Below are 16,382 nucleotides of genomic sequence, written 5' to 3'. Positions count from 1 at the left end.
GGCGTGGTGCGCATGTTGCTGCTGTAATCGATCCTCAGTGGCCTGGCCCTGGCCGGCCTGGCGATTGCCCTGAGCGCGCTGGGCTGCGTGGTCTGGCGGTGCTAGGCGATTGGTACTGCACAGATCGATCGGAATGGACCTTTCCATGGCCCATGGCTGACCTTAGCCTCGGTGGGGTGATGAATGCCGATCACCCCAGCCAGGAGCTGACCATGCCGACCCTTGAAACCCTTGAACGTTTTATCGCCCAGGTCGAGGCCAACGCCCACGCCGAAGCGGTCGAAGCTTTCTATACCGCCGACGCTTCCCTGCAAGAGAACCAGGAGCCGCCGCGAGTCGGGCGTGACTTTCATGTCGCCAAGGAGCGGGCGATGCTGTCCCGGGTGCGCTCCATGACCTCGACCTGCGTGCGTCCGGCCTTTCTCAACGGCGACCATGTGGCCATTCGCTGGATCTTCCGCTTTGAATGGGCCGACGGCAGCGTGACCCGCATGGAGGAAATCGCCCACCAGCGTTGGGAGGGCGAGCGTATCGCCGAAGAGCAGTTTTTCTATGATCCGCAGCAGCGGATACCTGTTCCTCGATCGCTCGATTGAGTGTCGTAATCAGTCCGCCGTGCTACGAGGACGTGTCTCTGGGGGGCGCGGTCGCGTCGGCCTGGGTCCTGATCGGTGGCAGCAGCGGATGCCCATGAACTCTCCGACGACAAGCGTGCCTCGGTCCGACTGGCCTGCGGCCCGGATGCCCGGGTCTATGTGAGCGCCTGGTCAAATCCCTGCGACCTTTGGCGACTACACAAAAGCGGTCGCCGACGGGTATGCTTTGGCGGCAAGGCTTCAAGTCGATTGAGGGAATGGGTTTATGGACAAAGTTATCGTCATCACCGGCGGCAGTCGTGGCATCGGTGCCGCCACCGCATTGCTCGCTGCGCAACAGGGGTATCGCATCTGTATCAACTACCTGACCGGTGAGGCGGCGGCCCTGCGGGTGCTGGAACAGGTCCGTGGGCTGGGCGCCGTGGCCATTGCCGTGCGCGCCGATGTCAGTATCGAGGATGAGGTGATCCACCTGTTCAACCGGGTGGACGCCGAGCTGGGGCCGGTCACCGCCCTGGTCAACAATGCCGGGACCGTGGGGCACAAGTCCCGGGTCGATGAAATGTCCGAATTTCGTATCCTGCAAACCCTCAAGACCAATACCCTGGGGCCGATCCTGTGCGCCAAGCACGCGGTGCACAGGATGTCGCCACGCCATGGTGGCCAGGGCGGTAACATCGTCAATGTGTCTTCGGCGGCGGCGCGTCTCGGTTCGCCCAACGAGTATGTGGATTACGCCGCTTCCAAGGGCGCGCTGGACACCTTCACCCTCGGGTTGTCCAAGGAACTGGCGGGCGAGGGCATTCGGGTCAATGCCGTGCGTCCGGGCTATATCTACACCGAGTTCCATGCCCTGAGCGGCGATGCCGACCGGGTCAGCAAGCTGGAGTCGGCGATTCCCATGGGCCGTGGCGGGCGCGCCGAAGAAGTGGCCGAGGCGATTGTCTGGTTGCTCTCGGACAAGGCTTCCTACGCCACCGGGACCTTTATCGATCTGGCGGGTGGCCGCTAAGTCGGTTTTTGCGCCGGTCATGTCGCTCGGGCACATCGGCCCGTCGAGCGCACGCCTCACACTGTAACGCCGGCGCCAGGACTTTGCCTGGCCGCCGACCGACCGTTACAGGGATCCCCGAATGACCGTTATCTTTCGTCCGGCGCTACGCACGGACGCCCGTGAGATTGCCCGCCTGTTCCAGATTTCCTCGGAAGGGGCGTCCGACTATATCTGGAGCCAGTTGGCTGAGGGCGATGAGTCCTTGCTGGATGTCGGTGAGCGGCGTTATGCCCGTGAGGGTGTGGATTTTTCCTATGAGAACTGTTTGATGGCCGAGGCGGATGGCCAGGTCATCGGCATGTTGCACAGCTATCCGATGTTCGAAGATCCGCAGGCAACGCCGAGCAGCGATCCGGTGCTGGCGCCGTATGCCGATCTGGAGATTCCCCACACCCTGTATATTTCCAGCCTGGCCCTGCACGAGGGCTGGCGTAACCAGGGGCTCGGTGCGCGTTTTCTTGAATACGCCCGCCAGCGCTGCCGGGCGCTTGAACTCAAGGGCCTGAGCCTGATCGACTATGCGATGAACAGCGGCGCCTGCCGCTTCTACCAGCGGCATGGTTTCACGATTGTCGGCGAGTGCCAGATCGTGCCGCATCCGTTGATTCGGGTGACCGGCGCGGCCTATCTGATGCACTGGCCCTTGGCTGAGCAATAGGGCTCACTGGTCCAGCAATGACCGCACAATCCGTCCCAGGGTCTCCATCGCCTGTTCCGACACTTCGTTCCACGGACTGCCGTAATTCAAACGGATGCAGTTGCCAAAGCGTTGGGTCGGCGAAAAGATCGGTCCCGGGGCGATGCTGATGCCCTGAGCCAGGGCGATCTGGAACAGTTTCAGCGAGTCCAGCTGTTCCGGCAGTTCCAGCCACAGGAAGTAGCCGCCGCTCGGTTGGCTGACCCGCGTCTGCGCCGGGAAGTAGCGGGCAATCGCCGCCAGCATGGCGCTCTGTTGTTCCTCCAGGGCATAACGCAGCTTGCGCAGGTGTCGGTCGTAGCCGCCGTTTTGCAGGTAGTCGGCCAGGGCTGCCTGGGCCGGCATCGAGGCGCATAGCGAGGTCATCAATTTGAGCCGTTCGACCTTCTGCGCGTAACGGCCCGCCGCCACCCAGCCGATGCGATAGCCCGGCGCCAGGCTCTTGGAGAAGGAGCCACAGTGCATCACCAGGCCCTCGGTGTCGAAGGCCTTGGCCGGTTTCGGCGCCTGTTGGCCGTAATAAAGCTCGGCGTAGACATCGTCTTCGATCAGCGGCACCTGATGCTGGCGCAGCAGCTCCACCAGTTCCTGCTTTTTCGTCTCGGGCAGGGTCGCGCCGAGAGGATTCTGGAAGCTGGTCATGCACCAGCAAGCCTTGATCGGATGGCGCTCCAGGGTCTGGGCCAGCACCCCGAGGTCGATGCCATCACGCGGATGCACCGGGATCTCCACGGCCTTGAGCTTGAGCCGCTCCAGCACTTGCAGGCAGGCATAGAACGCCGGAGCCTCGATGGCCACCAGGTCGCCGGGCTCGGTGACGGCTTGCAGGCACAGGTTCAGCGCCTCCAGGGCGCCGTTGGTGATCAGCAGTTCCTCCATGGGCAGCATCAGCCCGCCGACCATGTAGCGCAGGGCAATCTGCCGGCGCAGTTGCGGGTTACCCGGCGACAGGTCGGTGACCACCAAGCGCGGGTCCATCTCGCGGCTGGAACTGGCCAGGGAGCGGGACAGGCGTTGCAGGGGAAACAGCGTCGGACTCGGGAAGGCCGAGCCGAAGGGCACGGTGGCGGGGTCCTTGATCGAGTCCAGCACCGAGAACACCAGTTCGCTGACATCGACCTCGGTGGACTCGCTGACCTGGCTGCTGATCGCCGGCTCCGAAAACGGGCTGGGGGTATGGGCGTTGACGAAATAGCCGGAGCGCGGCCGGGCACGGATCAGGCCGCGGCGTTCCAGCAGGTAGTAGGCCTGGAACACGGTGGACGGGCTGACCCCATAGGTCTGGCTGGCGTAACGCACCGACGGCACGCGCTGGCCGGGGCCGAGGACGCCGGTGCGGATCAGTTCAGCGATGTCATCGGCGAATTTTTCGTAGCGTTTCATGGAGGCTTGACTCATTCATAAAGGCACGCAACAGCGAATTGTCTTTACACCGTTGTGGCGAGCGGGCTTGTCGGAACGCCGCACTGGGGCGCGTAGTGGCCCTAAAACCAGCGATTGTGGTGTATCAGGCAGAACGAGTTTTCTGGTTTTACGGCTGCTTCGCAGCCGAGCGCGGGCAAGCCCGCTCGCCACAGGATTGTGTTCAACTGCAACTGGCATCGGCGCTCGCGATTCTAAGGCATCAACGGTTCAGTGGGGCGACAAAGCGGCTCTTCGCCACGCTGTAGACAGCGGGCTCGTCGTTGTCGACCACCTTGAAACTCAGCACCTGCGAACTGCTTTTAGGCTTGTCGCCGAGCATCACCACCGACACCGGCAGGTCGACGATTTCACCCGCCGCCAGGCTCAGTTCGGCCTTGCCCTGCAACTGGAAGCCCTCGCTGTCCTGCAGTTCCAGGCGATAGCGCTGGGGCTGCTGGGTCTTGTTGATGACCTTGAGGCTGTAGATGTTCTCGATCTGGCCCTGGCTGTTTTCCCGGAACAGTCCACGGTCTTTGCTCACGTCCAGCGAGACCATGGGCCGTTCCACAAGGGCCAGGGCCAGCGCGCCGATCATGATCAGCAGCACGGCGCTGTAGCCGATCAGCCGTGGGCGCAACAGGCGGGTCTTGCCGCCCTGCAACTGGTGCTCGGAGGTGTAGCTCACCAAGCCTCGGGCGTAACCCATCTTGTCCATGATCGAATCGCAGGCGTCGATGCACGCCGCGCAGCCGATGCACTCCATCTGCAGACCGTCGCGGATGTCGATGCCGGTGGGGCAGACCTGCACGCACATCTGGCAGTCGATGCAGTCCCCCAGGCCGACGCTGGCCGGCGCCACATCACGCTTGCGCGGACCGCGGTGTTCGCCCCGGGTGGCGTCGTAGGAGATGGTCAGGGTGTCCTTGTCGAACATCACGCTCTGGAACCGTGCATAGGGACACATGTGCATACACACCGCTTCGCGCAGCCAGCCGGCGTTGATGTAGGTGGCGGCGGTGAAGAACAGCACCCAGAACAGGCTGACACCGCCGATCTGCAGGGTCATCAGCTCCTGGGCCAGGGGCCGGATCGGCGTGAAGTAACCGACGAAGGTCAGCCCGGTCAGCAGGCTGATACCCAGCCACAACGTATGTTTGGCCGCGCGCCGGGCCAGTTTGTTCGGGCCCCAGGGCGCGGCTTGCAGCTTGATGCGTTGGTTGCGTTCGCCTTCGGTGACTTTTTCGCACCACATGAACAGCCAGGTCCAGGAGCTTTGCGGACAGGTATAGCCGCACCAGACCCGTCCGGCGAACACGGTGATGGCGAACAGGCCGAAGGCACAAATGATCAGCAGGGCCGAGAGCAGGATAAAGTCCTGGGGCCAGAAGGTCGCGCCAAAGATATGGAAGCGGCTTTCGGCCAGATCCCAGAGCACTGCCTGGCGGCCGCCCCAGTCCAGCCATACCGTGCCGAAGAACAGCAGGAACAGAAAGCCCGCGCCACCCAGGCGCAGGTTACGGAACAGTCCGCTGAAGCTGCGGGTGTGGATCAGTTGGTCGGTGGATCTGGCCTTCGCCCTTGAACGCAAGGGCTCGAAGGTTTCAACACTCTGGACGGGGATTCTCTCGCTCATGGTCTGTCGCTCGTCAGCCTCCATCAGGCCTGGGCACTATGCCGAGCGAACTGTTTGCATAACAGACTCAGGTATTTGAATAAAAACCGGATCAGATGGCCGGATACGAGGGCCTGCGACAGGTTGTCCTGGCCTGTGCCGCTCCCCGCTGTCGAGCTCTGTGGCGCCGGACGCAAATGCCGGGCGCCGCTGTTGACACAGATCAATCAGATCACCGAATCACTGTCGCTGGCCTTCACATGATGGCGGCCGTCGAAGGCGCCGGCGACGGTCAGGGCGTCGGCTTGCGCTTCGGTGATCCAGATGAACTGACCATCCAGTTCGGCGCGGGACATGCTTTTGCCGTCATCGGTACTGATCCGCACGGCACTGGCCGGGCCATGGGCACGGACATCGCCTTGCTCCAGGGCACAGGTCTGGTTCGAGGGGTCGATATGCACGGGCATGGTGCTCTCCTTATGTTCGAGAGATGGCGCGGCTGCGGCGACATTCCCGTCTATGCTTCAGGCGCGCCGCGTCAGGCGATGACCGGCGGCATGGTGGTCGGTGGATCGACCTTGGGCGGCGGCGTGCTACCCGGCGGCTCCTGCTCGGGGACCGGCGGTGGCTCCGTCGGTGGCAGGGTCGGTTGGTCGATATTGGGATCGGGCGTTTCTGCCGGAATCGGAATATTCATGAAGCTGGCCTCCTTTATGCGTGCTTCAGAGGTGGCGCCCGGTTATGGATCAGGGCACCCCGTACAACGGTGGACCCTGCCCAGGTGCTTTTGACTCCCGCTTTATGACGAGTGGGGTTCCCGGCAAATCGGTCTGAACTTTTATTCCGGCAGTGGGCTCCGAACTGAAGCGACCTTTTTCAGGATGAAGCCGGTAACCAAGCAGATTACGCAGAGTGGAGCGTCCATGGGGCGTAAGGAGTGATGCTCGATGTCAGCTGATAAACCGTTGGACGAAGAGGGCACCGAAGTCCTGCCCTTGTCCCAGGCGTTGCTGCTGCCGCGCATCGCCATTGAAGACGTGACGCCTACCGTCGATGGCGGGCAGTTCGCGGTCAAGGCGGTGGCGGGGCAGGAACTGGTGGTGAGCGCCAAGGTGTTCGCCGATGGCCACGACAAGCTCGCGGTGTTGTTGGCCTGGAGGAATCTGGGCGATGCCGATTGGCAACGCACGGCCATGAGCGATAAAGGCAACAATGCCTGGCAAGGCCGCCTGCGGGTCGGCGAGCAGGGGCGCTATGCCTATCGGATCGAGGCCTGGATCGATCAGTTCGCCAGCTTCTGCTACGAACTGGAGAAGAAATTCGTCGCCGGGGTGGCCGTCGATCTCGAGTTGCAGGAAGGGCGCACGCAGGTGCTGCACGCCATCGAGCGCAGCCATGAGGAGGTGGCGATGAGCCTCACGGCGCTGTACGAGGAGTTGCTGCACCTGTCGAGCGACGGCCAGGTCGAGCGTTTTCTCAAACCCGCCACGGCGGTACTGATGCGCAAGGCCGACCACCATGCCTACCTCAGTCGCAGCTATGACTATCCGCTGGACGTGGAGCGCAGCCTGGCGCAGTTCGCCAGCTGGTATGAACTGTTTCCGCGTTCGGTCACCGAGCGGGCCTCTCGTCACGGCACCTTCGATGATGTGCACGAGCGCCTGCCGATGATCCGCGACATGGGTTTCGACGTGCTGTATTTCCCGCCGATCCATCCCATTGGCCGCAGTTACCGCAAGGGCCCGAACAATGCCCTGGTTGCAGGTCCCGACGATCCCGGCAGTCCTTACGCGATCGGCAGCGAGGAGGGCGGGCACGAGGCGATTCATTCGCAACTGGGTAGTCGCGAGGACTTCCGTCGGCTGGTCAGTGCCGCGGCCGAGCACGGCCTGGAGATCGCCCTGGATTTCGCCATCCAGTGTTCCCAGGACCATCCCTGGTTGCAGCAGCATCCCGGCTGGTTCAACTGGCGGTCGGACGGCAGCATCAAATACGCGGAGAACCCGCCGAAAAAATACCAGGACATCGTCAACGTCGATTTCTATGCCGCCGAGGCGATTCCCAGTCTCTGGGTCGAACTGCGCGATATCGTGCTGGGCTGGGTGGCCGAGGGTGTGAAGCTGTTTCGCGTCGACAACCCCCACACCAAGCCACTGCCGTTCTGGCAATGGCTGATCGCCGATGTGCGTGGCGCTCATCCCGAGGTGATCTTTCTCGCCGAGGCCTTCACCACGCCGGCAATGATGGCGCGCCTGGGCAAGCTCGGTTATTCCCAGAGCTACACCTACTTCACCTGGCGCAACACCAAGGCTGAACTGTCCGCCTATTTCACCGAGCTCAACGAATCGCCTTGGCGCGAGTGCTTCCGGCCGAATTTTTTCGTCAATACGCCGGATATCAACCCGGCCTTCCTCCACCATTCCGGGCGCGCCGGGTTCCTCATTCGCGCGGTGCTGGCCACCATGGGCTCGGGGCTCTGGGGCATGTACTCGGGCTTCGAGCTGTGCGAGTCGGCGGCCTTGCCGGGCAAGGAGGAATACCTGGATTCGGAGAAATACGAGATCCGTCCGCGGGACTTCAATGCGCCGGGCAACATCATCGCCGAAATCGCCCAGCTCAATCGTATCCGCCGCCAGCATCCGGCCTTGCAGACGCACCTGGGGTTGCAGGTCTACAACGCCTGGAACGACAACATCCTGTATTTCGGCAAGCGCACCGCGGACCTGGAGAGTTTCATCCTGGTGGCGGTCAGCCTCGATCCGCATAACGCCCAGGAAGCGCACTTCGAATTGCCCTTGTGGGAATTCGGCCTGGCCGACGATGCCGCCACCCGTGGCGAAGACCTGATGAACGGCCACACCTGGACCTGGCACGGCAAGACCCAGTGGATGCGCATCGAGCCCTGGCACCAGCCGTTCGGCATCTGGCGGATTCAGACCCTATGACAGGCAGGACTGTGGGAGCGGAGCTTGCCCGCGAAGGGGGCTCTGAGACCGCTAGAAGCTTCGCGGGCAAGCACCGCTCCCACACAAGCACCGCTCCCACAAGTTGATTGCTCCAACGGTAAAGCTGTTGTCAGCAAAACCCTGCATAAAAACAGACTGCTGTTGCCTGCGGTCCGACTGATTCGACAGGAGTTACCCATGGCGAAAAAAAACCGCCCAGCCAGTTTTATCGACGACCCGCTCTGGTACAAGGACGCGGTGATCTACCAGGTTCACGTCAAATCCTTCTTCGACTCGAACAACGATGGCATCGGCGACTTTCCCGGCCTGATCGCCAAGCTCGACTACATCGCCGACCTCGGCGTGAACACCATCTGGCTGTTGCCGTTCTACCCCTCGCCGCGCCGCGACGATGGCTACGACATCGCCGAATACCGGGGCGTGCACAGCGATTACGGGACGATGGCCGATGCCCGGCGCTTTATCGCCGAAGCCCACAAACGCGGCCTGCGGGTGATCGCCGAGCTGGTGATCAACCACACCTCCGACCAGCACCCCTGGTTCCAGCGCGCGCGCCTGGCCAAGCCCGGTTCCAGCGCCCGCAACTTCTACGTCTGGTCCGACACCGACGATAAATACACCGACACCCGGATCATCTTCCTCGATACCGAGAAGTCCAACTGGACCTGGGATCCGGTGGCCGGCCAGTACTTCTGGCACCGCTTCTACTCCCATCAGCCGGACCTGAACTTCGACCACCCGCCGGTGCTCAAGGCGGTACTGGCGGTGATGCGCTATTGGCTCGACCTGGGCATCGACGGCCTGCGCCTGGATGCCATTCCCTACCTGATCGAGCGTGACGGCACCAACAACGAGAACCTGCCCGAAACCCACCAGGTACTGAAGAAGATCCGCGCTGAAATCGATGCTCACTATCCCGACCGCATGCTATTGGCCGAGGCCAACCAGTGGCCGGAAGACACCCAGCTGTACTTTGGCGACAAAAGAGGCGACGACGGCGACGAATGCCATATGGCCTTCCACTTCCCGCTGATGCCGCGCATGTACATGGCGCTGGCCCAGGAGGATCGCTTCCCGATCACCGATATCCTGCGCCAGACCCCGGAAATCCCGGCCAATTGCCAGTGGGCGATCTTCCTGCGCAACCACGATGAACTGACCCTGGAAATGGTCACCGACCGTGAGCGCGACTACCTCTGGAACTACTACGCCGCCGACCGTCGGGCGCGGATCAACCTCGGTATCCGCCGGCGCCTGGCGCCGCTGATGGAGCGCGACCGCCGCCGCATCGAGTTGCTCAACAGCCTGCTGCTGTCGATGCCGGGCACGCCGACCCTGTACTACGGCGATGAAATCGGCATGGGCGACAATATCTACCTGGGCGACCGCGATGGCGTGCGCACGCCGATGCAATGGTCCATCGACCGCAACGGCGGCTTCTCCCGCGCCGATCCGGCCAGCCTGGTGCTGCCGCCGATCATGGACCCGCTCTACGGCTATCAGACGGTCAACGTCGAGACCCAGGCCGGCGATCCCCATTCGCTGTTGAACTGGACCCGTCGCTTGCTGGCGGTGCGCAAGCTGCAGAAGGCCTTCGGCCGCGGCAGCCTGAAAATGCTTTCGCCGAACAACCGCCGGATCCTGGCCTATACCCGCGAATACACCGGGCCCGACGGCAAGAACGAAATCATCCTGTGTGTCGCCAACGTGTCCCGCACCGCCCAGGCGGCGGAGCTGGAGCTGTCCGCGTTCGCCGGCCGGGTGCCGGTGGAGATGCTCGGCGGCAATGCGTTCCCGCCCATCGGCCAGCTCAACTTCCTGCTGACCCTGGCGCCCTACGGTTTCTACTGGTTCCTGCTCGCCACGGAAACGCAGATGCCCAGCTGGCATGTGGAACCGGTGCAGAGCCTGCCGGACTTCACCACCCTGGTGCTGAAGAAACGCATGGAAGAACTGCTCGAAAGCCCTTCGCGCATCGCCCTGGAGCAGACGATCCTGCCGGAATGGCTGCCCAAGCGCCGTTGGTTCGCCGGCAAAGGCACGGCGCTCGAACAGGTGCGCCTGGTCTATGGCGTGCGCTTCGGTGACCCGCAGCACCCGGTACTGCTCGGTGAGGTCGAAGTCACAGCGGATGGCCAGAGCAGCCGTTACCAGTTGCCGTTCGGGTTTCTGGCCGAAGAGCAGACCAGCGCCGCGTTACCGCAACAACTGGCCATGGCCCGGGTCCGTCGTGGTCGGCAGGTGGGCCTGATTACCGATGCGTTCAGCCTCGAGCCGTTTGTCCGCGCGGTGATCGACGGCATGCGCGGCGACACGGTATTGGCCGGCGGTGGTGGTGAATTGCATTTCCAGGCCGAACCCGAACTCAAGGCCCTGGAACTGCCTGCCGAGATGACGGTGCGTTACCTGTCGTCGGAGCAGTCCAACAGTTCGGTGGTGGTGGCCGAGCGGATCATGCTCAAGCTGATCCGCAAGGTCAGCGCCGGTGTGCACCCGGAACTGGAAATGAGCGCCTACCTCACCGCCGCCGGTTTCCGGCATATTTCGCCTTTGCTGGGCTCGCTGGTGCGCCGCGATACCACAGGCGAAGACAGCCTGCTGATGATTGCCCAGGGGTTGCTCAACAATCAGGGCGATGCCTGGAGCTGGACCCAGAACAACCTGGAGCGGGCAATCCGCGATGAATTGGCCGACGCTGTTTCGGATCATGAGCAGCATTTCAATGCCCTGGGTGAACTGGCGGATTTCGCTGCGTTGCTCGGCCAGCGCCTGGGTGAGATGCACCTGGTGCTCGCGGCGCCCACCGTCGACCCGGCCTTCAGTGCCCAGGTGAGTACGGTCAAGGATGCGCAGCATTGGGGCAAGACGATCGGCGGTCAGATGGAGCAGGCCTTGCGATTGCTCAAGCAGCACCAGCACGCGTTGCCGGAGAATGAGCGGGTGCTGGTGGCGCGTCTGCTGGAGCAGCAAACAGCCATTCTCGACTACATCCAGACATTGGCCGGTCAGGTGGTGGGTGGTCTGCGCCTGCGGGTCCATGGCGACCTGCACCTGGGCCAAGTGCTGGTGGTCAAGGGCGATGCCTACCTGATCGACTTCGAAGGTGAGCCCGCCCGTTCGTTGCAGGAGCGTCGTGGCAAGCACAGCCCTTACAAGGATGTCAGTGGTGTGTTGCGTTCGTTCGACTACGCTGCGGCCATGGCTTACAGCAGCGCCACGGTCCTTGAGCCGTCGGGAGCTGTCGGGCCGGCCAGTCGACGCGTCACCCAGCGTTATCTGAAGGACGCCCGCAAGGCCTTTATCCAGGCATATCGGCGGGCGACGGCTAGTCTTGTACAGGCGTGGCAGGATCCGGCCGGCGAAGAGGCGGCCCTGACCCTGTTCAGCCTGGAGAAGGCCGCATATGAAATTGTCTATGAGGCGGAAAATCGCCCGGCCTGGCTCAGCGTGCCGTTGCAGGGGTTGAGCGGGTTGTTGAGTGAAGTGAAAACCTTGTCCGGTGGAGAGCAGTGATGAGTTTGAGCAAGGAACAAGGTAAAAGCGTGAACCGTGCATTGCCCGCGAAGAAGGATATCGAGGCCCTGGTACGGGCCGAACACCAGGACCCGTTTGCCATCCTCGGCCCCCATGACGACGATGCCGGAGGGCAGTATATCCGCGCCTTCCTGCCGGGCGCCCTGAGTGTCCAGGTCTTGACCCGCGACAGCGAGCAGGTGCTGGGCAGTCTCGACGGCAGCGAGGTCCCGGGGTTGTTTGTCGGGCACTTCGCCCAGCGCCAGCCCTACCTGCTGCGTATCCAGTGGGCGGCGGGGGAGCAGGTCTGCGAGGATCCTTACAGTTTCGGAGCCTTGCTCGGCGAGATGGATCTCTATCTGTTCGCCGAAGGTAATCATCGCGACCTGAGCAGTTGCCTGGGGGCCCAGGTGACCCAGGTCGACGGCGTCGACGGCGTGCGTTTCGCGGTCTGGGCACCGAATGCCCGGCGGGTCTCGGTGGTCGGTGATTTCAACGTCTGGGACGGGCGCCGGCATCCGATGCGCCTGCGCCACCCCAGCGGCGTCTGGGAAATCTTTGTGCCGCGCCTGCAGGCGGGGGAGGCCTACAAGTACGAGATTCTCGGCAAGGACGCGATCCTGCCGCTCAAGGCCGACCCCGTGGCCCTGGCCACCCAGCTGCCGCCGGACACCGCTTCGCGCGTCGCTTCACCCTTGCGCATCGATTGGCAGGACCAGGCCTGGATGGAGTCGCGGGGTGCCCGGCATCGGCACGATGCGCCGCTGTCGATCTATGAGCTGCATGCCGGCTCCTGGCAGTGCGAGATCGATGAAGTCGGCGAGGTGTCGCGCCAGTACAGCTGGAGCGAGCTGGGCGAACGCTTGATCCCCTATGTTCGGCAACTGGGTTTCACCCATATCGAACTGATGCCGATCATGGAGCATCCGTTCGGTGGTTCCTGGGGCTATCAGCCGCTGTCGCAGTTCGCGCCGAGTGCGCGTTATGGCAGCCCGGATGATTTCGCCGCCTTTGTCGATGCCTGCCACCGGGCTGAAATCGGCGTGATCCTCGACTGGGTGCCGGCGCATTTTCCCACCGATACCCACGGCCTGGCACAGTTCGATGGCACGGCGTTGTATGAGTACGGCAACCCGCTGGAAGGTTTCCACCAGGACTGGGATACCCTGATCTACAACCTCGGGCGCACCGAGGTGCACGGCTTCATGCTGGCTTCGGCGTTGCACTGGCTCAAGCACTTCCATGTCGACGGCCTGCGGGTGGATGCGGTGGCGTCGATGCTCTACCGCGACTATTCGCGCAAGGCCGGCGAATGGGTGCCGAACCGTCACGGTGGCCGGGAAAACCTCGAGGCCATCGATTTCGTGCGTCATCTCAACGACGTGGTGGCCCTGGAGGCGCCGGGCGCCCTGGTGATTGCCGAGGAGTCCACGGCCTGGCCGGGTGTCAGCCAGGGTACCCAGCAGGGCGGGCTCGGGTTCGCCTACAAATGGAACATGGGCTGGATGCATGATTCGCTGCACTACATCCAGCAGGACCCGGTGTATCGTGCCCACCATCACAACGAACTGAGTTTCGGCCTGGTGTATGCCTGGTCCGAGCGTTTTATCCTGCCGATTTCCCACGATGAAGTGGTGCACGGCAAGCATTCGCTGATCGACAAGATGCCTGGCGACCGCTGGCAGAAGTTCGCCAACCTGCGGGCCTACCTGAGCTTCATGTGGGGGCATCCGGGCAAGAAGCTGCTGTTCATGGGCTGCGAGTTCGGCCAGTGGCGCGAGTGGAATCACGATCAGCAGTTGGACTGGTATCTGTTGCAGTATTCCGAGCACCTTGGGGTGCAGAAGCTGGTGAGCGACTTGAACCAGCTGTACCGTGATGAGCCGGCACTTTACGACCAGGACGATGTGCCCCAGGGCTTCCAGTGGTTGATCGGCGACGATGCGGCCAACAGCGTTTATGCCTGGTTGCGCTGGAGTCGGGAAGGGCGGCCGTTGCTGGTCATCGCCAACTTCACCCCGGTGCCGCGCGAGGCCTATCGGGTTGGCGTGCCCTTCGCCGGACAGTGGAAGGAGGTGATCAACAGCGATGCGGCGATGTATGCCGGCTCCAACTATGGCAATGGCGGCGGGGTTTCCACCGAGGAGCACGCCAGCCATGGCCAGCCTGCGTCGTTGGTCTTGAACCTGCCGCCGCTGGCGGTGTTGATGTTGCGACCTGAGGGTTGAGTCGGGCGCGGTTTTTGTGGCGAGCGGGCTTGCCCGCGCTCGGCTGCGAAGCAGACGCAAAACCTGTGACCGTGTTCTATCTGATACATCGCGGTCACAGGTTTTAGGGGCGCTTCGCGCCCCGGCGCGGGCAAGCCCGCTCGCCACAAGGTCGCGCTCGGATTCGGTTTTTTGATGGCAGGCCTCGCCACCTACCAACGCATCCGTACCCCGACGTTGCCGATGATGCCGTTGAGGCCGGTATCGTCGGAGGTGCCGCTATAGTCCGCGCTGACATACAGGCTGACCGTCGGCGACACCTTGGCCACCAGGCCCAGGCCCAGCTCCACGGTGGAGCTGTTGCGACTCATGGCGATCTTGTCGACCGGCTCCAGGCTCACCGGGCTGCCGCTGCCGAACGTGTGCCAGAAGTTGGTCCGCAGGTAGGGTTCCAGCGGCAGGCCGCTCACTTCATAACTGCCTTTGAGACGAGCGCCGATCCGGCCACTCCAGAGTGACGGGTCGACTGAGGCATTCGCCTGCCCGGGCGTGTCCACGTTGCCTTGCTGGTTGACCACCTGGGCCTGGGGTTCGATGATCCAGTGCTGGCCCAGCCCGATCGGGAACCCGCCCTCCAGCGAAAACGTCGTTTGCCGTGCTGCCAGACCTTGCAGGCTGCCCTGCTCTGAGCGGGTATAGACCGTACTCCGGTTGTTCATGGCGGTCAGGTTGACGTGCCAGCCCTGTTCTCCGGTCAGGCTCCAGAAGGCCCCGAGATTATTCCCTTGGGGAGCCAGGCCGTCGGTGCGCGGGTCGCGGGGCGCCGTGACAAAGGCGTCAGCCCGATCCAGCGCACCGCTGCTTCCGGTGAAGACCCCGGCCGTCAAGGTCTGGCCACCGCTGTGATTGCTGTAAAGACCGGGAACGATCAGCAGGTCGCCAAAGGCGCCGGTAAACAGCGGGTCGAGGTTGCCGACCTCGCCCTGGCCCAGGGTGCGGTCGTGGAAGAGGACCATCGAACCAGGATTGGCGGTGCCCGATACAAGGCCGGCGAACCGCCAGCCCGGCAACAGGCCACTGTTGTCCAGCGTCGGCGCTCGAGCAGGTGGCAAGGGCGAGGGGGCGTCGTCGTGGTACCAGGATTGGAGGTCTGCTTCGGAAGGCGCCGCCTGGATGGCCAGGGCGGGGCACAGCAAAAGCGCGGTCGAAATCGTATGCAGTGCCGTCCTCAGGCGGGGGTGGGTCATGGACGTTTTCATCGGGTGTTCCTTGCGGTCGCATAAATACCTGCACTGGCGTCTCTCCTGCCCCCGAACGAGAGACGGCCGAAATCATCGAGGCAAACCCCGGCGGCCCGCGTTGGCGGGTATCCGAAGGCTGGCCCCTTGGGTTTTGAAACCGGGGGGAGTCACTTGTAGCTAAGGAGAGCTGCAGGTCCGCGTCAAGAAAATAACTAGTAAATAGATCTTTTTGATCAGTATTTTCAACTCATTGATCAATCGGCTATTTAGTCTATTCAAGCTAAGTCTGAGCAGGTCTGGGAGGCGGGGCTTCGTGCCCTGTTTTTCAGACAAATACCATCTCGAACGGTTGCCGTGTCCGTTCGAGCAGGGCCGGTACCAGGGCCGGTGGCAGCCCCAGTTCTGGATCGCCTTGCAGGTGGCTGTGGTAGGCATGGGCGGCATGCAGTTTGCGGGCGACCCCCCAGGTGTCGAGCCGGATCTTGCGGGCTCGGTGCCAGGGGATCAGGCCTTCCTCGCGCAAGGGGCGGAACCAGGCATGCAGCGGTATCTCCAACAGCGTTGCACCGCTGGCGACACAAGCCTGGGTGGCCGCGCGGCCGACGGCGTCATGATCGGCGATGCCGTCTTCGCGCCAGGTGGTCAGCACTACGTCGTCGGGGCGCAGGTAGCGTCGCAGGAATTGGCTCAGCGGTTGCTCCTGCTGCTCCAGCGCACCGTGGCGAAAACCGCCACGAATCCATTTCAATCGGTGCAGTTCCAGGCCCAGGCGGCGCAGGGCTTCGGCACTTTCCTGGGGGCAGACCACGCTCAGGCGGCTCGAAGGCCACAGGGTGGAGCCGGGGTAGAGGGCGCTGCCGTCGGTAATCGAGATCAACAGCAGCGGGTGTTCGAGGGTGGCGAGCAGTTGCAGCAGGCCGCCACAACAATGCACTTCATCACCGGGATGCGGGGCGATCACCACCGCCCGGGCGCCGGGTCGGATCAGCCGGTGCAGGCCAATGGTCGGGACACGGGCCAACTGCCGCGAGTTCCAGATCAGCGGTGCAACTTCGTTGCGTGCAGCTTGGATTCTCATGATGTCTGTCACTT

At 63.1% G+C, this 16,382-nt stretch carries 12 protein-coding genes; 6 read left to right on the top strand and 6 right to left on the bottom strand.

Going from position 1 to position 16,382, the window contains the following annotated elements:
• Positions 1-152 precede the first annotated feature (152 nt).
• From M5B99_RS15130 to M5B99_RS15120, 3 genes are all read left to right on the top strand, one after another.
• Positions 153-596, top strand: a complete 444-nt coding sequence (locus M5B99_RS15130; protein WP_248804808.1) for a nuclear transport factor 2 family protein — start codon at positions 153-155, stop codon at positions 594-596.
• 265 nt (positions 597-861) lie between these two features.
• On the top strand, positions 862-1,608 hold the full coding sequence (locus M5B99_RS15125) for an SDR family oxidoreductase (protein WP_248804807.1): 747 nt from the start codon (positions 862-864) through the stop codon (positions 1,606-1,608).
• Positions 1,609-1,729: 121 nt separating this feature from the next.
• Entirely contained in the window at positions 1,730-2,308 is a 579-nt protein-coding gene (locus M5B99_RS15120) for a GNAT family N-acetyltransferase (RefSeq protein WP_248804806.1), read from the top strand.
• Positions 2,309-2,311: 3 nt separating this feature from the next.
• Here M5B99_RS15120 and mapR read toward each other — a convergent pair whose 3' ends face one another.
• From mapR to M5B99_RS15100, 4 genes are all read right to left on the bottom strand, one after another.
• Complete coding sequence (gene mapR / locus M5B99_RS15115) at positions 2,312-3,730, bottom strand: GntR family transcriptional regulator MpaR (RefSeq protein ID WP_248804805.1); 1,419 nt, start codon at positions 3,728-3,730, stop codon at positions 2,312-2,314.
• A 241-nt stretch (positions 3,731-3,971) separates the two neighbouring features.
• The gene (gene ccoG, locus M5B99_RS15110) at positions 3,972-5,384 is read right to left on the bottom strand and encodes a cytochrome c oxidase accessory protein CcoG (RefSeq protein WP_248804804.1); all 1,413 of its coding nucleotides are present in this window, start codon (positions 5,382-5,384) and stop codon (positions 3,972-3,974) included.
• Between the two features lie 206 nt (positions 5,385-5,590).
• A complete protein-coding gene (locus tag M5B99_RS15105) occupies positions 5,591-5,830 on the bottom strand; it encodes a DUF3203 family protein (protein ID WP_248804803.1) in 240 nt (79 codons plus the stop codon).
• 71 nt (positions 5,831-5,901) lie between these two features.
• The gene (locus M5B99_RS15100) at positions 5,902-6,060 is read right to left on the bottom strand and encodes a hypothetical protein (protein ID WP_248804802.1); all 159 of its coding nucleotides are present in this window, start codon (positions 6,058-6,060) and stop codon (positions 5,902-5,904) included.
• A gap of 250 nt (positions 6,061-6,310) precedes the next feature.
• On the opposite strand from M5B99_RS15100, the gene M5B99_RS15095 reads away from it, so the two are divergent.
• From M5B99_RS15095 to glgB, 3 genes are all read left to right on the top strand, one after another.
• On the top strand, positions 6,311-8,308 hold the full coding sequence (locus tag M5B99_RS15095; RefSeq protein ID WP_248804801.1) for an alpha-1,4-glucan--maltose-1-phosphate maltosyltransferase: 1,998 nt from the start codon (positions 6,311-6,313) through the stop codon (positions 8,306-8,308).
• Between the two features lie 198 nt (positions 8,309-8,506).
• A complete protein-coding gene (gene treS, locus M5B99_RS15090; protein ID WP_248804800.1) occupies positions 8,507-11,842 on the top strand; it encodes a maltose alpha-D-glucosyltransferase in 3,336 nt (1,111 codons plus the stop codon).
• Complete coding sequence (glgB, locus tag M5B99_RS15085) at positions 11,842-14,070, top strand: 1,4-alpha-glucan branching protein GlgB (protein WP_248804799.1); 2,229 nt, start codon at positions 11,842-11,844, stop codon at positions 14,068-14,070. The genes treS and glgB overlap by 1 nt, the downstream gene beginning before the upstream one ends.
• A gap of 191 nt (positions 14,071-14,261) precedes the next feature.
• Here glgB and M5B99_RS15080 read toward each other — a convergent pair whose 3' ends face one another.
• Positions 14,262-15,308, bottom strand: a complete 1,047-nt coding sequence (locus M5B99_RS15080) for an autotransporter outer membrane beta-barrel domain-containing protein (protein ID WP_248804798.1) — start codon at positions 15,306-15,308, stop codon at positions 14,262-14,264.
• Positions 15,309-15,615: 307 nt separating this feature from the next.
• Complete coding sequence (locus M5B99_RS15075) at positions 15,616-16,368, bottom strand: PIG-L deacetylase family protein (RefSeq protein WP_248804797.1); 753 nt, start codon at positions 16,366-16,368, stop codon at positions 15,616-15,618.
• Positions 16,369-16,382 lie beyond the last annotated feature (14 nt).

The sequence above is a fragment of the Pseudomonas sp. MWU13-2100 genome (genome assembly GCF_023242365.1).
Lineage (GTDB): Bacteria > Pseudomonadota > Gammaproteobacteria > Pseudomonadales > Pseudomonadaceae > Aquipseudomonas.
The sequence above is the reverse complement of the archived record's forward strand: the minus strand, read 5'-3'. Positions and strand labels throughout refer to the sequence as shown.